14 protein-coding genes are annotated in these 16,334 nt (G+C 66.9%); 11 read left to right on the top strand and 3 right to left on the bottom strand.

Features of this window, described 5'->3' with window-relative positions:
• The first annotated feature begins 16 nt into the window (after nt 1-16).
• Together ACUVYZ_RS10560 and ACUVYZ_RS10555 are read left to right on the top strand one after the other, a co-directional pair.
• Entirely contained in the window at nt 17-244 is a 228-nt protein-coding gene (locus ACUVYZ_RS10560) for a type II toxin-antitoxin system VapB family antitoxin (protein WP_439934324.1), read from the top strand.
• Nucleotides 195-662, top strand: coding sequence for a TA system VapC family ribonuclease toxin (locus ACUVYZ_RS10555; protein WP_446033062.1), 468 nt, complete (start codon nt 195-197; stop codon nt 660-662). The genes ACUVYZ_RS10560 and ACUVYZ_RS10555 overlap by 50 nt, the downstream gene beginning before the upstream one ends.
• Before the next feature lie 223 nt (nt 663-885).
• Here the strand turns inward: ACUVYZ_RS10555 and ACUVYZ_RS10550 are convergent, their stop codons facing one another.
• Nucleotides 886-1,917 (bottom strand): Fe(3+) ABC transporter substrate-binding protein, encoded by a 1,032-nt coding sequence (locus ACUVYZ_RS10550; RefSeq protein WP_439934325.1) that lies wholly within the window; start codon nt 1,915-1,917, stop codon nt 886-888.
• Between the two features lie 196 nt (nt 1,918-2,113).
• Here ACUVYZ_RS10550 and ACUVYZ_RS10545 point away from each other — a divergent pair, with 196 nt between their 5' ends.
• Nucleotides 2,114-2,482, top strand: coding sequence for a DUF2325 domain-containing protein (locus ACUVYZ_RS10545; protein ID WP_439934326.1), 369 nt, complete (start codon nt 2,114-2,116; stop codon nt 2,480-2,482).
• A 61-nt stretch (nt 2,483-2,543) separates the two neighbouring features.
• Here ACUVYZ_RS10545 and ACUVYZ_RS10540 read toward each other — a convergent pair whose 3' ends face one another.
• Entirely contained in the window at nt 2,544-3,230 is a 687-nt protein-coding gene (locus ACUVYZ_RS10540) for a hypothetical protein (RefSeq protein WP_439934327.1), read from the bottom strand.
• Between the two features lie 149 nt (nt 3,231-3,379).
• Here ACUVYZ_RS10540 and ACUVYZ_RS10535 point away from each other — a divergent pair, with 149 nt between their 5' ends.
• The 3 genes from ACUVYZ_RS10535 (at nt 3,380) to ACUVYZ_RS10525 (ending at nt 6,916) form a co-directional block, all read left to right on the top strand.
• Nucleotides 3,380-4,240 (top strand): secretin N-terminal domain-containing protein, encoded by an 861-nt coding sequence (locus tag ACUVYZ_RS10535; protein ID WP_439934328.1) that lies wholly within the window; start codon nt 3,380-3,382, stop codon nt 4,238-4,240.
• Nucleotides 4,241-4,316: 76 nt separating this feature from the next.
• Nucleotides 4,317-6,254: a type IV pili methyl-accepting chemotaxis transducer N-terminal domain-containing protein gene (locus tag ACUVYZ_RS10530; RefSeq protein ID WP_439934329.1), complete on the top strand. Its 1,938-nt coding sequence runs from the start codon at nt 4,317-4,319 to the stop codon at nt 6,252-6,254.
• A complete protein-coding gene (locus tag ACUVYZ_RS10525; RefSeq protein ID WP_439934330.1) occupies nt 6,251-6,916 on the top strand; it encodes a response regulator in 666 nt (221 codons plus the stop codon). Before ACUVYZ_RS10530 ends, ACUVYZ_RS10525 begins: the two co-directional genes overlap by 4 nt.
• An 18-nt stretch (nt 6,917-6,934) precedes the next feature.
• Here the strand turns inward: ACUVYZ_RS10525 and ACUVYZ_RS10520 are convergent, their stop codons facing one another.
• Nucleotides 6,935-7,255, bottom strand: coding sequence for a carboxymuconolactone decarboxylase family protein (locus ACUVYZ_RS10520; RefSeq protein ID WP_439934331.1), 321 nt, complete (start codon nt 7,253-7,255; stop codon nt 6,935-6,937).
• Nucleotides 7,256-7,565: 310 nt separating this feature from the next.
• Here ACUVYZ_RS10520 and ACUVYZ_RS10515 point away from each other — a divergent pair, with 310 nt between their 5' ends.
• The 5 genes from ACUVYZ_RS10515 to narJ all read left to right on the top strand — a co-directional run bounded on the left by ACUVYZ_RS10515 (nt 7,566) and on the right by narJ (nt 16,321).
• Nucleotides 7,566-8,825, top strand: a complete 1,260-nt coding sequence (locus tag ACUVYZ_RS10515) for an MFS transporter (protein ID WP_439934332.1) — start codon at nt 7,566-7,568, stop codon at nt 8,823-8,825.
• Between the two features lie 29 nt (nt 8,826-8,854).
• Complete coding sequence (locus tag ACUVYZ_RS10510) at nt 8,855-10,270, top strand: NarK family nitrate/nitrite MFS transporter (RefSeq protein ID WP_439934333.1); 1,416 nt, start codon at nt 8,855-8,857, stop codon at nt 10,268-10,270.
• A gap of 82 nt (nt 10,271-10,352) precedes the next feature.
• Nucleotides 10,353-14,084, top strand: a complete 3,732-nt coding sequence (locus ACUVYZ_RS10505; protein ID WP_439934334.1) for a nitrate reductase subunit alpha — start codon at nt 10,353-10,355, stop codon at nt 14,082-14,084.
• Between the two features lie 18 nt (nt 14,085-14,102).
• Nucleotides 14,103-15,626, top strand: a complete 1,524-nt coding sequence (gene narH, locus ACUVYZ_RS10500) for a nitrate reductase subunit beta (protein ID WP_439934335.1) — start codon at nt 14,103-14,105, stop codon at nt 15,624-15,626.
• Nucleotides 15,623-16,321: a nitrate reductase molybdenum cofactor assembly chaperone gene (gene narJ, locus ACUVYZ_RS10495; RefSeq protein WP_439934336.1), complete on the top strand. Its 699-nt coding sequence runs from the start codon at nt 15,623-15,625 to the stop codon at nt 16,319-16,321. Before narH ends, narJ begins: the two co-directional genes overlap by 4 nt.
• Nucleotides 16,322-16,334: the final 13 nt, after the last annotated feature.

Raw genomic sequence — 16,334 nt, 5'->3', positions numbered from 1 at the left:
GCGTACGACGATACACTTGGACGACCGCCTTCTGGACCGCACCCGCCGCGAGGCGGCGCGCCGCGGCACCACTCTAACGGCACTGATCGAACAGGGCCTCGAGATCGTGCTGCGCAAACCGCCCGCGGGCGCGCGCCCGCCGCGGTCGCCGCTGTCGGTGTCCACAGCCGGGGGCGGCCTGCAGCCGGGCGTCAATCTGGACGATACCTCCGCCCTGCTCGACCGGATGGAGTCCCGTAGCTGATCCTCTGCGACGTCAACGTCCTGGTCTACGCGTTTCGCGCCGAACCATTCCTTCCGCCTGTCGCGCCTGGCTTGAAGACTGCCTGGACGGCCCGGCGCCCTTCGGCATCTCGCCCCAGGTGCTAGCGTCCGTGGTGCGTGTCTGCACCCATCCGCGCATCTTTGCGCGCCCCGATTCGCCCGCTGCCGTGCTTGCCTTCTGCAAAGCCCTGCTTGACAGTCCCACGGCCAGTATTGTCGTGCCCGGCGAGCGGCACTGGCCCCTTTTCAGCCACCTGTGCAAAGAGTCGCAGGCAACGGGCAACCTGGTACAGGATGCGTGGTTCGCAGCGCTGGCAATCGAGTATGGCTGCGAGTGGATTACGACCGACCGCGACTACGCCCGTTTCCCGGGCTTGAAGTGGCGCCCCCCGTTGTAGTCCCGGCAAAACCCATGCCCCGGGCGCGTCGGCCCGCCGCGGTGCCCCGAAGCAGGGCTCCCACGCGCCTGGGCGCGAGGCCCGGGACTTCTCGCCAAATCTAGCAAACTCATAAAGCGCAGCCCGCCAGACGGGCAGGCGGGGCGAAAAAGCGACGGCCGCCCGGCGGTGGCCGGGCAGCCGTGTCGCGCAATGCCTGTCCAGCGGCTCCGTCGCGCCGTGCTTACTTCCAGCCCACCTGGTCGTAGATTTTCTGCGCCAGCGCCTGGTTCTTGCCTAGCACGCTCACGTTGAGGGAGTCGGCCTTGAACTTGCCGAGGGAAGCGAGGGCCGGGTTGCTGTAGGCGGCGCCCGGCACCACCGGCCACTCGTTGTTACCGGCGGCGAAGTAGGCCTGGGCCTGGTCGCTCGCCAGGTACTCGAGGAACTTGATCGCCGCCTCTTTGTGGGGCGCGGTCTTGACGAGGCCGGCGCCGGAGACGTTGACGTGGGTGCCGCGGCCGTTCTGATCCGGCCACAGCAGGGCCACCTTCTCCACCACCTTCTTGTCCTCGGGTTTGTCCGAGTTCATGAGCCGCACGTAGTAGTAGTGGTTGGTGATGGCCACGTCGCACTCGCCCGCCGCCACGGCCTTGATCTGGTCGGTGTCGCCGCCTTTGGGCTCCCGGGCCATGTTGTCCTTGACGGCTTTTGCCCACCGGCGCGCCTTCTCCTCGCCCCAGTGGTCGATCAGGGCTGCGAGCAGGGAGAGGTTATAGATGTTGCTGGAAGAGCGCACGCAGATCCGGCCTTTCCACTTGGGATCGGCGAGGTCCGCGTAGCTCGCGATCTCGCCCGGCTTCACCTTGTCCTTATGGTAGGCGATCACCCGCGCCCGGTAGGAGAAGCCGAACCACTTGCCCCCGGGATGGCGGAAGCTCGCCGGGATGCGGCTTTCCAGGACCGAGGACTTTACCGGCGCGAACAGATCGAGCTGTTCCGCGCGCCACAGCCGGCCGGCGTCCACGGTGATGAGCACGTCCGCCGGGCTGTTTGCCCCTTCGTTCTTGATGCGCTCGATCAAGGGATCTTCCTTGCCCTCGATCAGGTTGACCTTGATGCCGGTCGCCTTGGTGAAATCGCTGTAGAGCTTTTCGTCGGTCTGGTAGTGGCGGGAGGAATAGACGTTGACCACCGGGTCCTGGGCCGCGGCCGAGACGGCAACGCCGAGGGCCGCCGCGGCCAGCAGCGCCCGCGTCGCGAGAAAGCACTTCATTGTTTTCTCCTTCCTGGCTGGTGAATGAGAACGTATCTCGTTTAATTATTATACGAACGAAAATCATTCGTAAACAAGATGGGCATTCTGCGCCAGGCGAGGCAGGGGGCGGCGGCAAAAACTCTTGACATACAGACGAGAATAATTATCATTTGTGTTAAATAGTATCGAGAATCATTTTCAAAGGAGCGACCCCATGAACGCCCTCATCGTCGGCGCCGATCGCCTCGGCAACATCCCCTCCACCCTGGCCGCCCTGGGCATCCGGGTGGTGGACCACGTGTCCGGTCGCCAGGCCGCCCACCAGCGCCGGGTGGCGGCCCTCTCCCGGGAAGTGGACCTGCTGATCCTGTTCACCGACTTCTTGAGCCACAACGTCATGCGGGGCTTTCGCGAAAGCGCCCGGGCCCAGGGCATCCCCGTGTTGGCGTGCCGGCGCTCGGTGTCCTGCCTGGTGCAGTCGCTGACGGGGTTGGGCTTGTCGCCCCGGGAGGCCTGCGGCGGCTGTCCCGTCAAAGCGAAACCCGGCGGCCAGGAGACGGCTTTCCAGGCCCGGGAGAATTGATCGGGGCGGGAGAAGGGGAGCTTGCGACTGCGGACCGGGCCCAGGGAAGGGCTCGCAGCCCTTACCAGCGGGGAAAACCGTCCCGGGTCACGAAGCGGATCTCGGTGGTGAGCCGCCCCTCGAACCAGGTGTCGAAGCTCACCTCGCCGGGCCGCTCCATCACCCGGAAGCCCTTCTGAGAGGGCGGGTCGATCTGCAGGAAGCGGAGCTGGCGCGTGAGCACCCGGACGGTCATGGAGACCCGCATCGGGTAGTAGCCGTCCAGGAACTTGCGCATGAAGGGGCCGCTCGCCAGGCTGAACGTCCCGTCGCCGTTGTCCCGCAGCGCCCGCCCTTCCGCCTTGAGACACACCCGGGCGCCCGGCCCCACGTGGCGAAGCTGCACCGACGCCCCCTCGACCCAGGCCCGCTGGACGCCGTGGAAGGACTCCACTTGCAGGTTGCGGATCCGCTCGGGGTTGAACACGATCTGCAGGGCGCTCACCTGGTCCAGGTTTTCGTGGCACTGGCGCAACCCCGTCCACCCGTCGTCCAGGCTCTGGTCGGTGATGATGACGGTGTTGTGGTGATGGTGGACCGGCTTCCCGGGCGGCGCCTCCAGGAACCGCAGCTCCCCCTCGTTCACGTTCGCCGCCGAGGCGGTCTCGAACGCCGGGAAATCGGGGGCATCGGCGGGGGTAGCGCTGGCTCCGTGGGCGGGGAATGCTATCGCCAACGCGGCCAGCAGGCAGCAGCGGGCTGGATTCATGGGTTTCCTCGCGCCTCTCTCCTATGGTAGCACCGGGCGGCCTGCCGGACACGGAATGCGCCCTGGTATATGATCGGCCTTGCAGGCCGGTGGCGGGCGAAACGGGGGCGATGGGAGACGCGAATTCGAGAAAACGGACAGGGAAGGGCGTGCTCGGCTGGATCGCCCTGGGGCTCGTCGCCGCGGTCGCCTGGGCGGCGGAGCCGACTGTCACCGAGGTCATTCCGTTGCGCCACCGCACCCTGGAGCAGGTGCTGCCCGTGATCCAGACCCTGGCCGGGCCCGAAGGGGCGGTCACGGGCATCGGCAACCGGCTCGTTGTCCGCGCCACGCCCCGGCGCCTGGCGGAGATCCGGCGCGTTGTGGAGGAGATCGACACGCCGCCCCGGCGGCTTCTGGTCTCCGTGCGCCAGGACGGCGAAGGAGCCTCGGTCCGGCGGGGGGTGGAGATTTCGGCCCGAGCGCGCCTCGGCGGCGAGGCCCGCGCGGCGATTCCGCCTTCCGAGCGGACCGATGGCCGGGAGCTCGACGCCGTGTATTCGAGCGGCGACGCCCGGCTCCGGGCCCGGATCGGCGAGCGCCGGGTCCAGGAGCGGGAGCGCGGCACCCAGACGCTTCAAGTGCTCGAGGGCGGCGAAGCGTTCATCCAGGTGGGCGCGGCCGCCCCGGTGCCGGAGCGCACGGTGGTGGAGACGCCCCACGGCACCCGGATCGTGGAGAGCGTCCAGTACCGGGAGGCGGCGACCGGCTTCTACGTGCGCCCCCTGGTTTCCGGCGATTCGGTCCTGCTCTCCATCCGCACCGTCCGCGACCGCTTCACCGGTGACCGGTCCGGCGGCATCGACACGCAGCAGGTGGAGACCCAGGTGTCCGCCCGGCTCGGGGAATGGATCGAGCTGGGCGCCGTCGCCCAGGACAGGGGACAAGGCGCCACGGCGATTTTCTCCCGAGGCGAGGCGTCCGAAGCCGAGCGGCGCCGGGTCTTCATCAAGGTGGATGAGTTGCGTTGAAGGCACGACCGGCCCGGAGGAGGGCACTCCGCTCTCTGTATAATCGAGGGATCACGCACCGCCCGCGCGCCGCCTTATGCCGCCCGTCTTTCGCAAGCTCGGCTTCCGCCTGTCCGCCATTCTGGTCGTGTTTTTCATCGTCGCCGTTCTGGCCATCGGGCTGACCCTTTACGTCTCCTGGAAGCTGCAGGGCGGCGCGGCGGCCATCAACGATCTGGGGAGCGAGCGCATGCGCTCCTACCGCATCGCCTTCCTCCTCTCCCAGGTCGCGGCGGAGCCGGGGCGCCGGGGCGAGCTCGCGGCCGCGGTGCGCCAGGAAGTGGACACGTTCGAACGGGTGCTGGAAGGCCTCGACCGGGGCGATCCCAGCCGCCCGCTCCTGATTCCCGGCGAGCCCGAGATCCGCAGCCAGTTGCGCGAGATCCAATCCGCCTGGACCCAGCGGATCAGGCCGCGGATCGAGGACATCCTGGCCGCCGCCGACCCGGCGGAGCAGGCCCGGCGGGTGGCCCAGTACCGGCCCGAGGTGGACGCCTTCGTCCACCGGATCGATTCCCTGGTGCGCGCCATCGAGCGGGCGAGCTCGGGCAACACGGCCCTACTGGAGACCCTGCAACTAGGGCTCCTGGCGCTGGCCATCGCCGGCACGATCATCCTCATCTACCTGGTCTTCCTGTTCGTGATCCGCCCGGTGATGAGCTTGCAGGAGGGCGTGCAGCGCATGGAGCGGGAGGATTTTACAGCGCGGGTGCCCGTGGAAAGCGACGACGAGTTTGGTGACCTGGCCCGGGGCTTTAACCGCATGGCCGACCACCTGCAGGACCTCTACGCCACCCTGGAGCGGCGGGTGCAGGACAAGACCCAGCGGCTGGAGGACAAGAACCGGGAGCTTGCCATCCTCTACGACGTGTCCACCTTCCTCAACGAGCCGGCCGACATCGAAACGCTGTGCCGCGGCTTTCTGGAGAAGCTCATGGTGGTGTTTCAGGCCGACGGGGGATCGGTGCGGATGGCGGATCCGAAGACGGAGCAGATCCACCTGTACGTGTACCAGGGGCTCGATCCCCAATTCGCCTCCGAGGAGCGCTGCCTGCGCGTGGGCGAATGCCTGTGCGGCGAGTCCGTCCAGCAGGGCCAGTCCGTGGTGCAGGTATTCGCCGCGAGCCCGCCCCCCGACATGCTGTACAAATGCCGGCAGGTGGGGTTCGCCTCGGTGTCGGTCTTCCCGATCCGGGCGCACAAGCAGGTGCTGGGATTGTTCAACCTGTATTTCCGCCGTGGGCGCGAGTTCACCCCCCAGGAGCGCCACATGCTGGAAACCCTGGGCCAGCACCTGAGCATCGCCATCGAGAACCAGCGCCTGGTATCCCGGGAGCGGGAGCTGGCGGTCTCCGAGGAGCGCAATCTCCTCGCCCAGGAGCTGCACGACTCCATCGCCCAGTCCCTGGCGTTTCTTAATTTGCAGGCGCAGATGCTGGAGCAGTCCATCAAGAAGGCGGACTGTGAGCGGGCGCTGGAGGAGCTGGCCCAGATCCGGGAAGGCATCCAGGAAAGCTACGACGACGTGCGGGAGCTGCTGGTCCACTTCCGGCTGCGCTCCGGCGCGGTAGACATGGAGGAGGCCCTCAAAAGCGCTTTGGAGAAGTTCGAGGGACAGACGGGGATTTCCAGCCGGCTGCGGGCGAGCGGCATGGGCATGCCGCTCGCGCCGGAGCAGCAGCTCCAGGTGCTGCACATCGTGCAGGAGGCCTTGTCCAACGTGCGCAAGCACGCTCAGGCCACCGAAGTGCGGGTGGAGATGAAGCGGGGGCGTGATTACCGCTTCGACGTGGTGGACAATGGGCAGGGGTTCGACGCCCGGCAGGTGCTGGACAAGGGCGACGGCCACGTGGGCTTGAAGATCATGCGGGAGCGGGCCCACCGCATCGGCGGCAAGCTCGAGGTGAGCTCGGCCCCGGGGAAGGGGACGCGCGTGACGCTCACGCTCCCGGTCGCGCAACGGGAGGCGGCGTGACGGAAAAGGTGCGGGTTCTGCTGGTGGACGACCACGCCCTCTTCCGCAGCGGCGTGAAGGCGTTGCTTTCGCGCCAGGAGGGCATCGAGGTGGTGGGCGAGGCCGCCGACGGGCTGGAGGGCGTCAAGCGGGCCAAGCAGCTCAAGCCCCACGTGGTGCTGCTGGATCTGCACATGCCGGGCTTGAGCGGGCGCGATACCTTGAAGCTGCTGCTGGAAGAGCTGCCCGAGGTGCAGGTGGTGATGCTCACCGTGTCGGAGGACGCCGAGGACCTGATGGAAAGCCTCAAGGCGGGGGCCCGCGGCTACCTGCTCAAGAACATCGAGACCGAGCACCTGGTGGACAGCATCCGCCGCGCCGCCCGGGGCGAGCCGGTGATGTCGCCCCAGATGACCGGGAAGCTCCTCCAGGGAATCCAGGGCTTCGCCCGGGGCGACGCGCCGGCTTCCGCGTCGGAGCGGGACAAGTTGAGCCCGCGGGAGCGGGAAATCCTGGCGCTGCTCGCCCGCGGCGCGAGCAACAAGGAAATCGGGCGCGCCCTCCATCTGGCCGAAAGCACCGTCAAGATCCACGTCCAGCACATCCTGCGCAAGCTCAATCTCTCGAGCCGGGTGCAGGCGGCCGTGTATGCCGTGGAGCAGGGGCTGGTGCCGAAACAGTAAGCCCCCTTTCCTGCGGGGCTACTTCTTCCCGATCACGTCCTCGGCCCAGGTGAGGGCCGCCACCACGTGGGGGAAGCCGATGGTGCTCACGAGCAGCAGCAGGGCGTGGTGGATTTCCTCCCGGGTCGCCCCCGCGGCCAGGGCCCGGCGCACGTGGCTGTGCACGGCCCCTTCGGAGCGGGTCGCGGCGGCGGCCGCCAGTTGGATCAGATGGCCCGTCTTTTCATCCAGTGGACCGGCCTCCCGGACCCGCTGGCCCAATTGCTCCAGCGCGTCGAAGATCGGGCCGTGGGCCTTCTTGAGCTGCAAATAAGCCTTGGGGGCCTTGTCCTTCGCCATGGCGGCTTCTCCTCTCGTGGTTTGGGTTATAAGCCCTGAACGGGCCCGGCACGGGGCCTTCAGGAGCTTCCAAGCCATTGTAAATCAAAGCGTCGCGGTTCCCGTCGTCCCCAAGAACTAGTCCTTCCGGCGGATGGGGGCGGCCGCTTTCCTCCCTCGTCCGGCCAGGTCCCATCCTCCTACCGCCGCGGCGCTTTCCGCCGTTCGCCGAATAGGCGCGGGCCGCGGGGCGCCGTAACCTGTCATCGTCGTTCAAGGGATCGCGATCCGGCGGGAAAAGCGGGTCGCGGCACGAACCAGGGAGACGGTCATGGCAAGCCAGGCGTACAAGCAGGTGTCGGTGCTGGCGGCGAGCACCTTCGCCTTCACCGTGTGCTTCGCGGTGTGGGTGATGTTCTCCATCATCGGCATCCCCATCAAGGAAACCCTCGGGCTCAACGAGACCCAGTTCGGGCTGCTGGCGGCGACCCCCATCCTCACCGGCTCCCTGATCCGGCTGCCCCTGGGGATGCTCACCGACAAGTACGGCGGCCGCGTCGTGTTCTTCGTTCTCATGCTGTCCACCGTGGTGCCCATCTATCTGCTCTCTCACGCCACCGAGTTCTGGCAGTACCTGGCGCTGGGGCTGTTCGTCGGCCTGGCCGGAGGCTCCTTCTCGGTGGGCATTGCCTACGTGGCCCGCTGGTTCAGCAAGGGCCGCCAGGGCTTCGCCATGGGCATCTTCGGCGCCGGCAATGCCGGCGCCGCCCTCACCAAGTTCGTGGCGCCGACCCTGGTGGTGGCCTTCGGCTGGCAGATGGTGCCCAAGGTCTACGCCGCGGCCATGCTCGTCACCGTGGTCCTGTTCTGGCTGTTCACCTATACCGACAAGGGCCACCACGTGCACTCCAGCGTCACGTTCCGGGATCAGCTCAGGGCGCTCAAGGACCCCAACGTGTGGAAGCTGTGCCAGTACTACTCCATCGTGTTCGGCGGCTACGTAGCGTTGAGCCTGTGGATGACCAAGTACTACATCAACGAGTACGGCTTCGGCATCCAGACGGCGGCGCTGATCGCCTCCATCTTCGTCCTGCCCTCGGGCGTGATCCGGGCCGCCGGCGGCTGGCTGTCCGACCGCTACGGCGCCCACCCGGTGACCTGGTGGGTCATGCTGGTGTCGTGGGTGTGCCTGTTCTTCATGTCCTATCCCCAGACCGAGATGACCATCCAGACCATCCATGGGCCGCTCTCGCTCCACATCGGCCTCGACGCCTGGATGTTCACCGCGCTGCTGTTCGTGGTGGGCATCGCCTGGGGCTTCGGCAAGGCCTCCGTGTTCAAGTACATCTCGGATCAGTACCCCGACAACATCGGCGTGATTTCTGGAATCGTGGGCCTGGTGGGCGGGCTGGGGGGCTTTCTCCTGCCCATCATGTTCGGCGCGCTGGTGGACGTGACCGGCGTGCGCTCCAGCATCTTCATGCTGCTCTGGGGCGTGACCCTCGTCTCGCTCGTCTGGATGTACTGGAGCGAGATCGTCCCTGCGCGGCGCAACGGCAAGGCCGGCGCCCCGGTGTTGGCGACGAGGTAAGCGCGGTTTCCACTTAAAAGGAGAGGATCATGGCAACCCGCGTGTTGACCAGCTGGAACCCGGAGGACCGGACGTTCTGGCAGACCCATGGCAAGCGAATCGCCACGCGCAACCTCTGGATCTCCATCCCGGCGCTGCTGCTGGCCTTCGCCGTGTGGATGGTGTGGAGCGTGGTGGTGGTGAACCTGCCCCACATCGGCTTCCAGTTCACCACCAACCAGCTCTTCTGGCTGGCGTCGGTGCCGGGCCTGTCGGGGGCGACCCTGCGCATCTTCTACTCCTTCATGGTGCCCATTTTCGGCGGCCGGCTGTGGACCACCGTCTCCACGGCGTCACTGGCGATCCCGGCGGTGTGGATGGGCTTCGCGGTCCAGGATCCGGAGACGTCCTACCTGACGTTCCTGGCGATCGCCCTGCTGTGCGGCTTCGGCGGCGGCAACTTCGCCTCCAGCATGGCCAACATCAGCTTCTTCTTCCCCAAGTCGAACCAGGGCACGGCCCTGGGGCTCAACGCCGGCCTGGGCAACCTGGGGGTGTCGGTGGTGCAGTTCGTCGTGCCCCTGGTGATCACCACCGCCGTGTTCGGCGCCTTCGGCGGCGAGCCCCAGACCTGGGTGAAAGGGGAGGTGACCAGGCAGATGTGGCTGCAGAACGCCGGCTTCATCTGGGTGCCCTTCATCCTCGCCTCCACCCTAGCCGCCTGGTTCGGCATGAACGACATCGCCTCGGCCAAGGCGTCCCTGGCGGAGCAGGCGGTGATCTTCCGCCGCAAGCACAACTGGCTCATGTGCTGGCTCTATATCGGCACCTTCGGCTCGTTCATCGGCTATTCGGCCGGCTTCCCGCTCCTCATCAAGACCCAGTTCCCGGGCGTGGACCCCTTGCAGTACGCCTTCCTCGGTCCCCTGGTGGGGGCCTTGATCCGCCCCGTGGGCGGCTGGATGTCGGACAAGCTGGGCGGCGCGCGGGTGACCTTCTGGAACTTCATCGTGATGGCCCTAGCGGTGGTCGGCGTCCTGTACTTCCTGCCGAAGGGGACCACCGGCGGCTTCGCCCTGCCTTGGGGCCCCGCCGAGGGCAGCTTCACCGGCTTCTTCGCCATGTTCATGCTGCTGTTCCTCACCACCGGCATCGGCAACGGCTCCACGTTCCGCATGATCCCCATCATCTTCCGCACCCTGCACGAGCGCTGGAGCGCGGGGCGGGGCCAGGCGGCTCAGGTGGAAGCGGCGCGCAGCGCCGGCAAGGAGGCGGCGGCGGTGCTGGGCTTCAGCTCGGCGGTGGCGGCCTACGGCGCCTTCTTCATCCCCAAGTCCTACGGCACGTCCATCGCCCTGAGCGGCGGACCCGAGGCGGCGCTCTGGGTCTTCATCGCCTTCTACGCGACCTGCATCGCGGTGACGTGGTGGTTCTATTCCCGCAAGCACGCGGAGGTGCCGTGCTGACGGCGCAAAGGGGGAAGGGCGGGCGTCCGTCGACGCCGCCTCTCCCTTCCCGGGTCACGGACAACGCTTCACGGAGAAATCGATGAGTCACTTTCTGGATCGGCTGAGGTATTTCATCAAGAACGAGCCCACCTTCGCCAACGGGCACGGTGTCGTCAGGGACGAGGACCGCACCTGGGAGGACGCCTACCGCATGCGCTGGCAGCACGACAAGATCGTGCGCTCCACCCACGGCACCAACTGCACCGGCTCTTGCAGTTGGAAGATTTACGTGAAAGGCGGCATCGTCACCTGGGAGACCCAGCAGACCGACTACCCGCGCACGCGCCCGGACATGCCCAACCACGAACCGCGGGGCTGCGCCCGGGGTGCCAGCTACTCCTGGTACCTTTACAGCGGCAACCGGCTCAAGTACCCGATGGTGCGCGGGCGGTTGATGAAGTTGTGGCGGCAGGCGCGGGAGAAGCTCAGCCCCGTGGAGGCCTGGGGGAGCATCGTCGAAGATCCGGCCAAGGCGCGTGCCTTCAAGTCGGTGCGGGGCCTGGGCGGCTTCGTGCGGGCCACCTGGGACGAGGTGAACGAGATCATCGCCGCGGCCAACGTGTACACCATTAAGACCTACGGCCCCGATCGGGTGATCGGATTCTCGCCCATCCCCGCCATGTCCATGGTGTCCTACGCGGCCGGAAGCCGTTACCTCTCCCTGATTGGCGGGGTGTGCATGAGCTTCTACGACTGGTACTGCGACCTGCCCCCCTCCAGCCCCCAGACCTGGGGGGAGCAGACTGACGTGCCGGAATCGGCCGACTGGTACAACGCCACCTATCTCATCGCCTGGGGTTCCAACGTGCCCCAGACCCGCACCCCCGACGCCCACTTCTTCACCGAGGTGCGCTACAAGGGGGCGAAGACCGTGGCGGTGACCCCCGACTATTCCGAGGTGGCGAAGCTCTGCGACCTGTGGCTGCCGGCGAAACAGGGCACGGACGCCGCCCTCGGCCTGGCCATGGGCCACGTGATCCTCAAGGAATTTCACCTCTCGGGCAAGAGCGAGTATTTCCGCGACTACGCCCGGCGCTACACCGACCTGCCGTTCCTGGTGCTGCTCGAGAAGAAGGGCGAAGGCTACGTGGCGGACCGGCTGGTGCGGGCTTCCGACTTTCCCGGCAAGCTGGGGCAGGAGAACAACCCCGAATGGAAGACGGTGGCGTTCGACGAGTTGACTGGCAAGCTGGTGGTCCCACTTGGCAGCATCGGTTTTCGCTGGGGTGAGTCGGGAAAGTGGAACCTCGAGCAGAAAGACGCCTGCACCGGAAACGACATAAGTGCGAGGCTCACGCTGCTGGGCTGCCACGACGCGGTGGTGCCGGTAGCGTTCCCCTATTTCGGCGGTCGCCCCCACGAGCACTTCCCCCACAACCCTAACGACGAGGTGTTGCTGCGCAACCTTCCGGCGAAGCGGGTCGAGCTGGCCGGCGGCGAAGCGCTGGTCGCCACGGTCTACGATCTCATGATGGCCAACTACGGCCTGGATCGGGGCCTCGGCGGGGATAACGTGGCGACCTCCTACGACGACGACGTGCCCTACACGCCGGCGTGGCAGGAGCGGATCACCGGCATCCCCCGCGACCGGGTGATCCAGGTGGCTCGGGAGTTCGCCGACAACGCTGACAAGACCCGGGGCAAGTCCATGATCATCATCGGCGCGGCCATGAATCACTGGTACCACATGGACATGAACTACCGGTCGGTCATCAACATGCTGGTGTTCTGCGGCTGCGTCGGCCAGTCGGGGGGCGGCTGGGCCCACTACGTGGGGCAGGAGAAGCTGCGGCCCCAGACCGGCTGGACTGCCCTCGCCTTCGCCCTGGACTGGAGCCGGCCGCCGCGGCACATGAACTCCACGTCCTTCTTCTACGCCCACACCGACCAGTGGCGCTACGAGAAGCTCAAGGTGTCCGAGATCCTGTCGCCCCTCGCCAATCCGAACGAGTACCGCGGCAGCCTCATCGACTTCAACGCGCGCGCCGAGCGCATGGGCTGGCTACCTTCCGCTCCCCAGCTCGCGGCGAATCCCCTGGAGGTCACCAAGGCTGCCGCCGCGGCGGGGATGGATCCCAAGGATTACGCGGTGCAGGCCCTTAAAAACGGCAGCCTCAAGCTCGCCTGCGAGGACCCGGACAATCCGGTGAACTTCCCGAGGAACCTGTTCGTCTGGCGCTCCAACCTCCTGGGTTCCTCGGGCAAGGGCCACGAGTACTTCCTCAAGCATCTGCTGGGAACCCAGCACGGGGTGCAGGGCAAGGACCTAGGCGATACGGGGGGCGAGAAGCCGCTGGAAGTGGCGTGGCACGACCAGGCGCCCGAAGGCAAGCTGGACCTGCTGGTGACCCTGGACTTCCGCATGTCCACCACTTGCCTGTACTCGGACATCGTGCTGCCCACCGCCACCTGGTACGAGAAGAACGACCTCAACACCTCCGACATGCACCCCTTCATCCATCCCCTGTCGGCGGCGGTAGACCCGGCGTGGCAGGCCCGTAGCGACTGGGAGATCTACAAGAGCATCGCCCGCAAGTTCTCCGAGCTGGCGGTGGGGCACCTGGGCGTGGAAAAGGATCTGGTGCTTGCGCCCCTCCTGCACGACACGCCCGCCGAGCTGGCCCAGCCCTTGGAGGTCAAGGACTGGAAGAAGGGCGAGGTGGAGCTGATCCCCGGGAAGACCGCCCCCCAGATGACGGTGGTGGAGCGGGACTATCCCAACACCTACAAGAAATTCACCGCCCTGGGACCCCTCATGGCCAGGCTGGGCAACGGCGGCAAGGGCATCGGCTGGAACACCGAGCAGGAGGTGCAGGGGCTGGCGAAGCTCAACTCCACGGTAGCCGAGGAGGGGGTGTCCAAGGGGCTGCCCCGGATCGAGAGCGACATCGACGCGGCGGAGGTGATCCTGTACCTCGCCCCCGAAACCAACGGGGAGGTGGCGGTGAAGGCCTGGGAGGCCCTGTCGAAGGTCACCGGGCGCGATCACGCCCATCTGGCCCTCGCCCGGGAAGAGGACAAGATCCGCTTCCGAGACCTGCTCGCCCAGCCCCGCAAGATCATCTCTTCCCCCACCTGGTCGGGGCTGGAGAGCGAGCACGTGTCCTATAACGCCGGCTACACCAACGTCCACGAGCTGATCCCCTGGCGCACCCTTACCGGGCGCCAGCAGCTCTACCAGGATCATCCGTGGATGCGGGCCTTCGGCGAGGCGCTGGTCGCTTATAAGCCGCCCATCGACACCAAGACGGTGCGGGAGCTCCTGGGCCAGCGGGGCAACGGCCATCCCGAAGTGGTGCTCAACTTCATCACGCCCCACCAGAAGTGGGGCATCCACTCCACCTACACCGACAACCTGCTAATGCTGACCCTGTCCCGGGGCGGCCCCATCGTGTGGATCTCGGAAGCCGACGCCCGCAAGGCCGGCATCGAGGACAACGACTGGATCGAGGCCTACAACCTGAACGGGGCGCTCACCGCCCGGGCGGTGGTGTCCCAGCGGGTGCCGGAGGGGATGGTGCTCATGTACCACGCCCAGGAGAAGATCGTGAACACCCCGGGATCGGAAGTGACCGGCCTGCGGGGCGGCATTCACAACTCGGTGACCCGCGCCTGCCCCAAGCCCACCCACATGATCGGCGGCTACGCCCAGCAGAGTTACGGCTTCAACTACTACGGCACCGTGGGCTCCAACCGGGACGAGTTCATCATCGTGCGCAAGATGGCCAAGGTGGACTGGCTCGATCGGCCCCACGCGGAAGCCGGCGCATGAAAACCCAGGAGACATGAAATGAAAGTCAGAGCCCAGATCGGGATGGTGTTGAACCTGGACAAGTGCATCGGCTGCCACACTTGTTCCGTCACCTGCAAGAACGTGTGGACCTCGCGCCCTGGCATGGAATACGCGTGGTTCAACAACGTGGAGACCAAGCCCGGGATCGGCTACCCCAAAGAGTGGGAGAACCAGGGCAAGTGGAAGGGCGGCTGGAAGCGCTTGTCCAACGGCGAGATCGTGCCGCGCATCGGACCCCGCTGGCGGGTGCTTTCTTCCATCTTCGCCAATCCCGACCTGCCGGAGATCGACGACTACTACGAGCCGTTCACCTTCGACTACGAGCACCTGCACAACGCGCCCCTCTCCGAGACCGCGCCGGTGGCCCGCCCGAGATCGCTCATCACCGGCGAGCGGATGGAGAGAATCGAATGGGGGCCCAACTGGGAGGAGATCTTGGGGGGCGAGTTCGCCAAGCGCTCGAAGGACAAGAATTTCGACCAGGTGCAGAAGGAGATCTACGGCCAGTTCGAGAACACCTTCATGATGTACCTGCCGCGGCTGTGCGAGCACTGCCTGAACCCGACCTGCGTCGCCGCGTGCCCCTCGGGCTCCATCTACAAGCGGGAGGAGGACGGCATCGTCCTCATCGACCAGGACAAGTGCCGCGGCTGGCGCATGTGCGTCTCGGGCTGTCCCTACAAAAAAATCTATTTCAACTGGCAATCGGGCAAGGCGGAGAAGTGCATTTTCTGCTACCCCCGCATCGAGGCGGGACAGCCCACCGTGTGCGCCGAGACCTGCGTCGGGCGCATCCGCTACCTGGGCGTGCTGCTCTACGACGCCGACCGCATTCAGGAGGTGGCGAGCGTGGAGGACGAGAAGAGCCTGTACCGGGCCCAGCTCGGGATCTTCCTCGACCCCTTCGCCGCCGAGGTGATCGAGCAGGCGCGCTCCGACGGCGTTCCGGAGGCCTGGATCCAGGCTGCCCAGGCCTCGCCGGTGTACAAGATGGCGGTGCAGTGGAAGGTGGCCCTGCCCCTGCATCCGGAGTACCGCACCCTGCCCATGGTCTGGTACGTCCCGCCCCTGTCCCCGATCCAGGCGGCGGCCAACGCCGGCCACCTGGCCTCCGACGGGGTGATCCCGGACGTGTCCCAGCTTCGCATCCCCCTCAAGTACCTGGCCAACCTGCTCACTGCCGGCGACGAGGCGCCGGTCAAGCTCGCCCTGGAGCGCATGCTCGCCATGCGCGCCTACATGCGGGGCCGGCACGTGGAGGGGAAGGCGGACGCGGAGGTGCTGCGGCGGGTGGATCTCTCCGAAGCCCAGGTGGAGGAGATGTACCGCATCATGGCCATCGCCAACTACGAGGACCGGTTCGTGATCCCCACCACCCACCGGGAGTACGCCGAGGACGCGTACGACCTGCGGGCCTCCTGCGGCTTCAGCTTCGGCAACGGCTGCTCGGACGGCACGTCCAAGCCGAGCCTCTTCGGCGGCAAGAAGCGGGTGATCCCCCTCAAGGAGGTGGCGAAATGAAGACCTATCAGGTGCTGGGGGCGCTGCTCGGCTATCCCGACGCGGCCCTGATCGAAGCCTTGCCCGAGCTGGCGGAAGCGATCGAGATGGAAGCGCTGTTGCGCGGCGACGAGCGGGCGCGGCTGCTCACCTTCATGGCGGAGTTGCAGAACGCCGACCTGCTCGAGCTGCAGGAGCGCTACGTGGGCCTGTTCGACCGCAGCAGGGCGCTCTCGCTCCATCTCTTCGAGCACGTGCACGGGGAGTCCCGGGACCGGGGCCAGGCCATGGTGGACCTCAAGGGGCTGTACGCCTCCAAGGGCCTGCGGCCCGTCGGGGACGAGCTGCCGGACTTCCTGCCGGCGTTCCTGGAATACCTGTCCCAGTGCGAGCCGGGGGAGGCGCGCGAGCTGCTGGCGGAAACCGCCCACATCCTCTGCGCGCTCCACTGCCGCCTCGGCAAGCGCTCGAGCCCCTATGCGACGGTCTTCGGCGCGCTGCTGGCACTTGCGGGCGAGAAGCCGCTGCCGGATGCGGGTGCGCTGGCGCAAGAGCCGGACGACTCGAGCCCCGAGGCCCTGGACGCGGCCTGGGCGGAAGAGCCGGTGACCTTCGGGCCCGGGGCGCCATCCGCGGGCGCTGTTTGCGGACAGCCTGCCGCAGGCGCGCCGGCGGTGGTGCAGTTCCGCGGCTGGCCGCAGCGGATTGCCCGTTAGTCTAAAGACGAGG

Source organism: Pelomicrobium sp. P1 (genome assembly GCF_052805615.1).
Note: the sequence above shows the minus strand (reverse complement) of the source record. Positions and strands in the feature narration are given on the sequence as shown.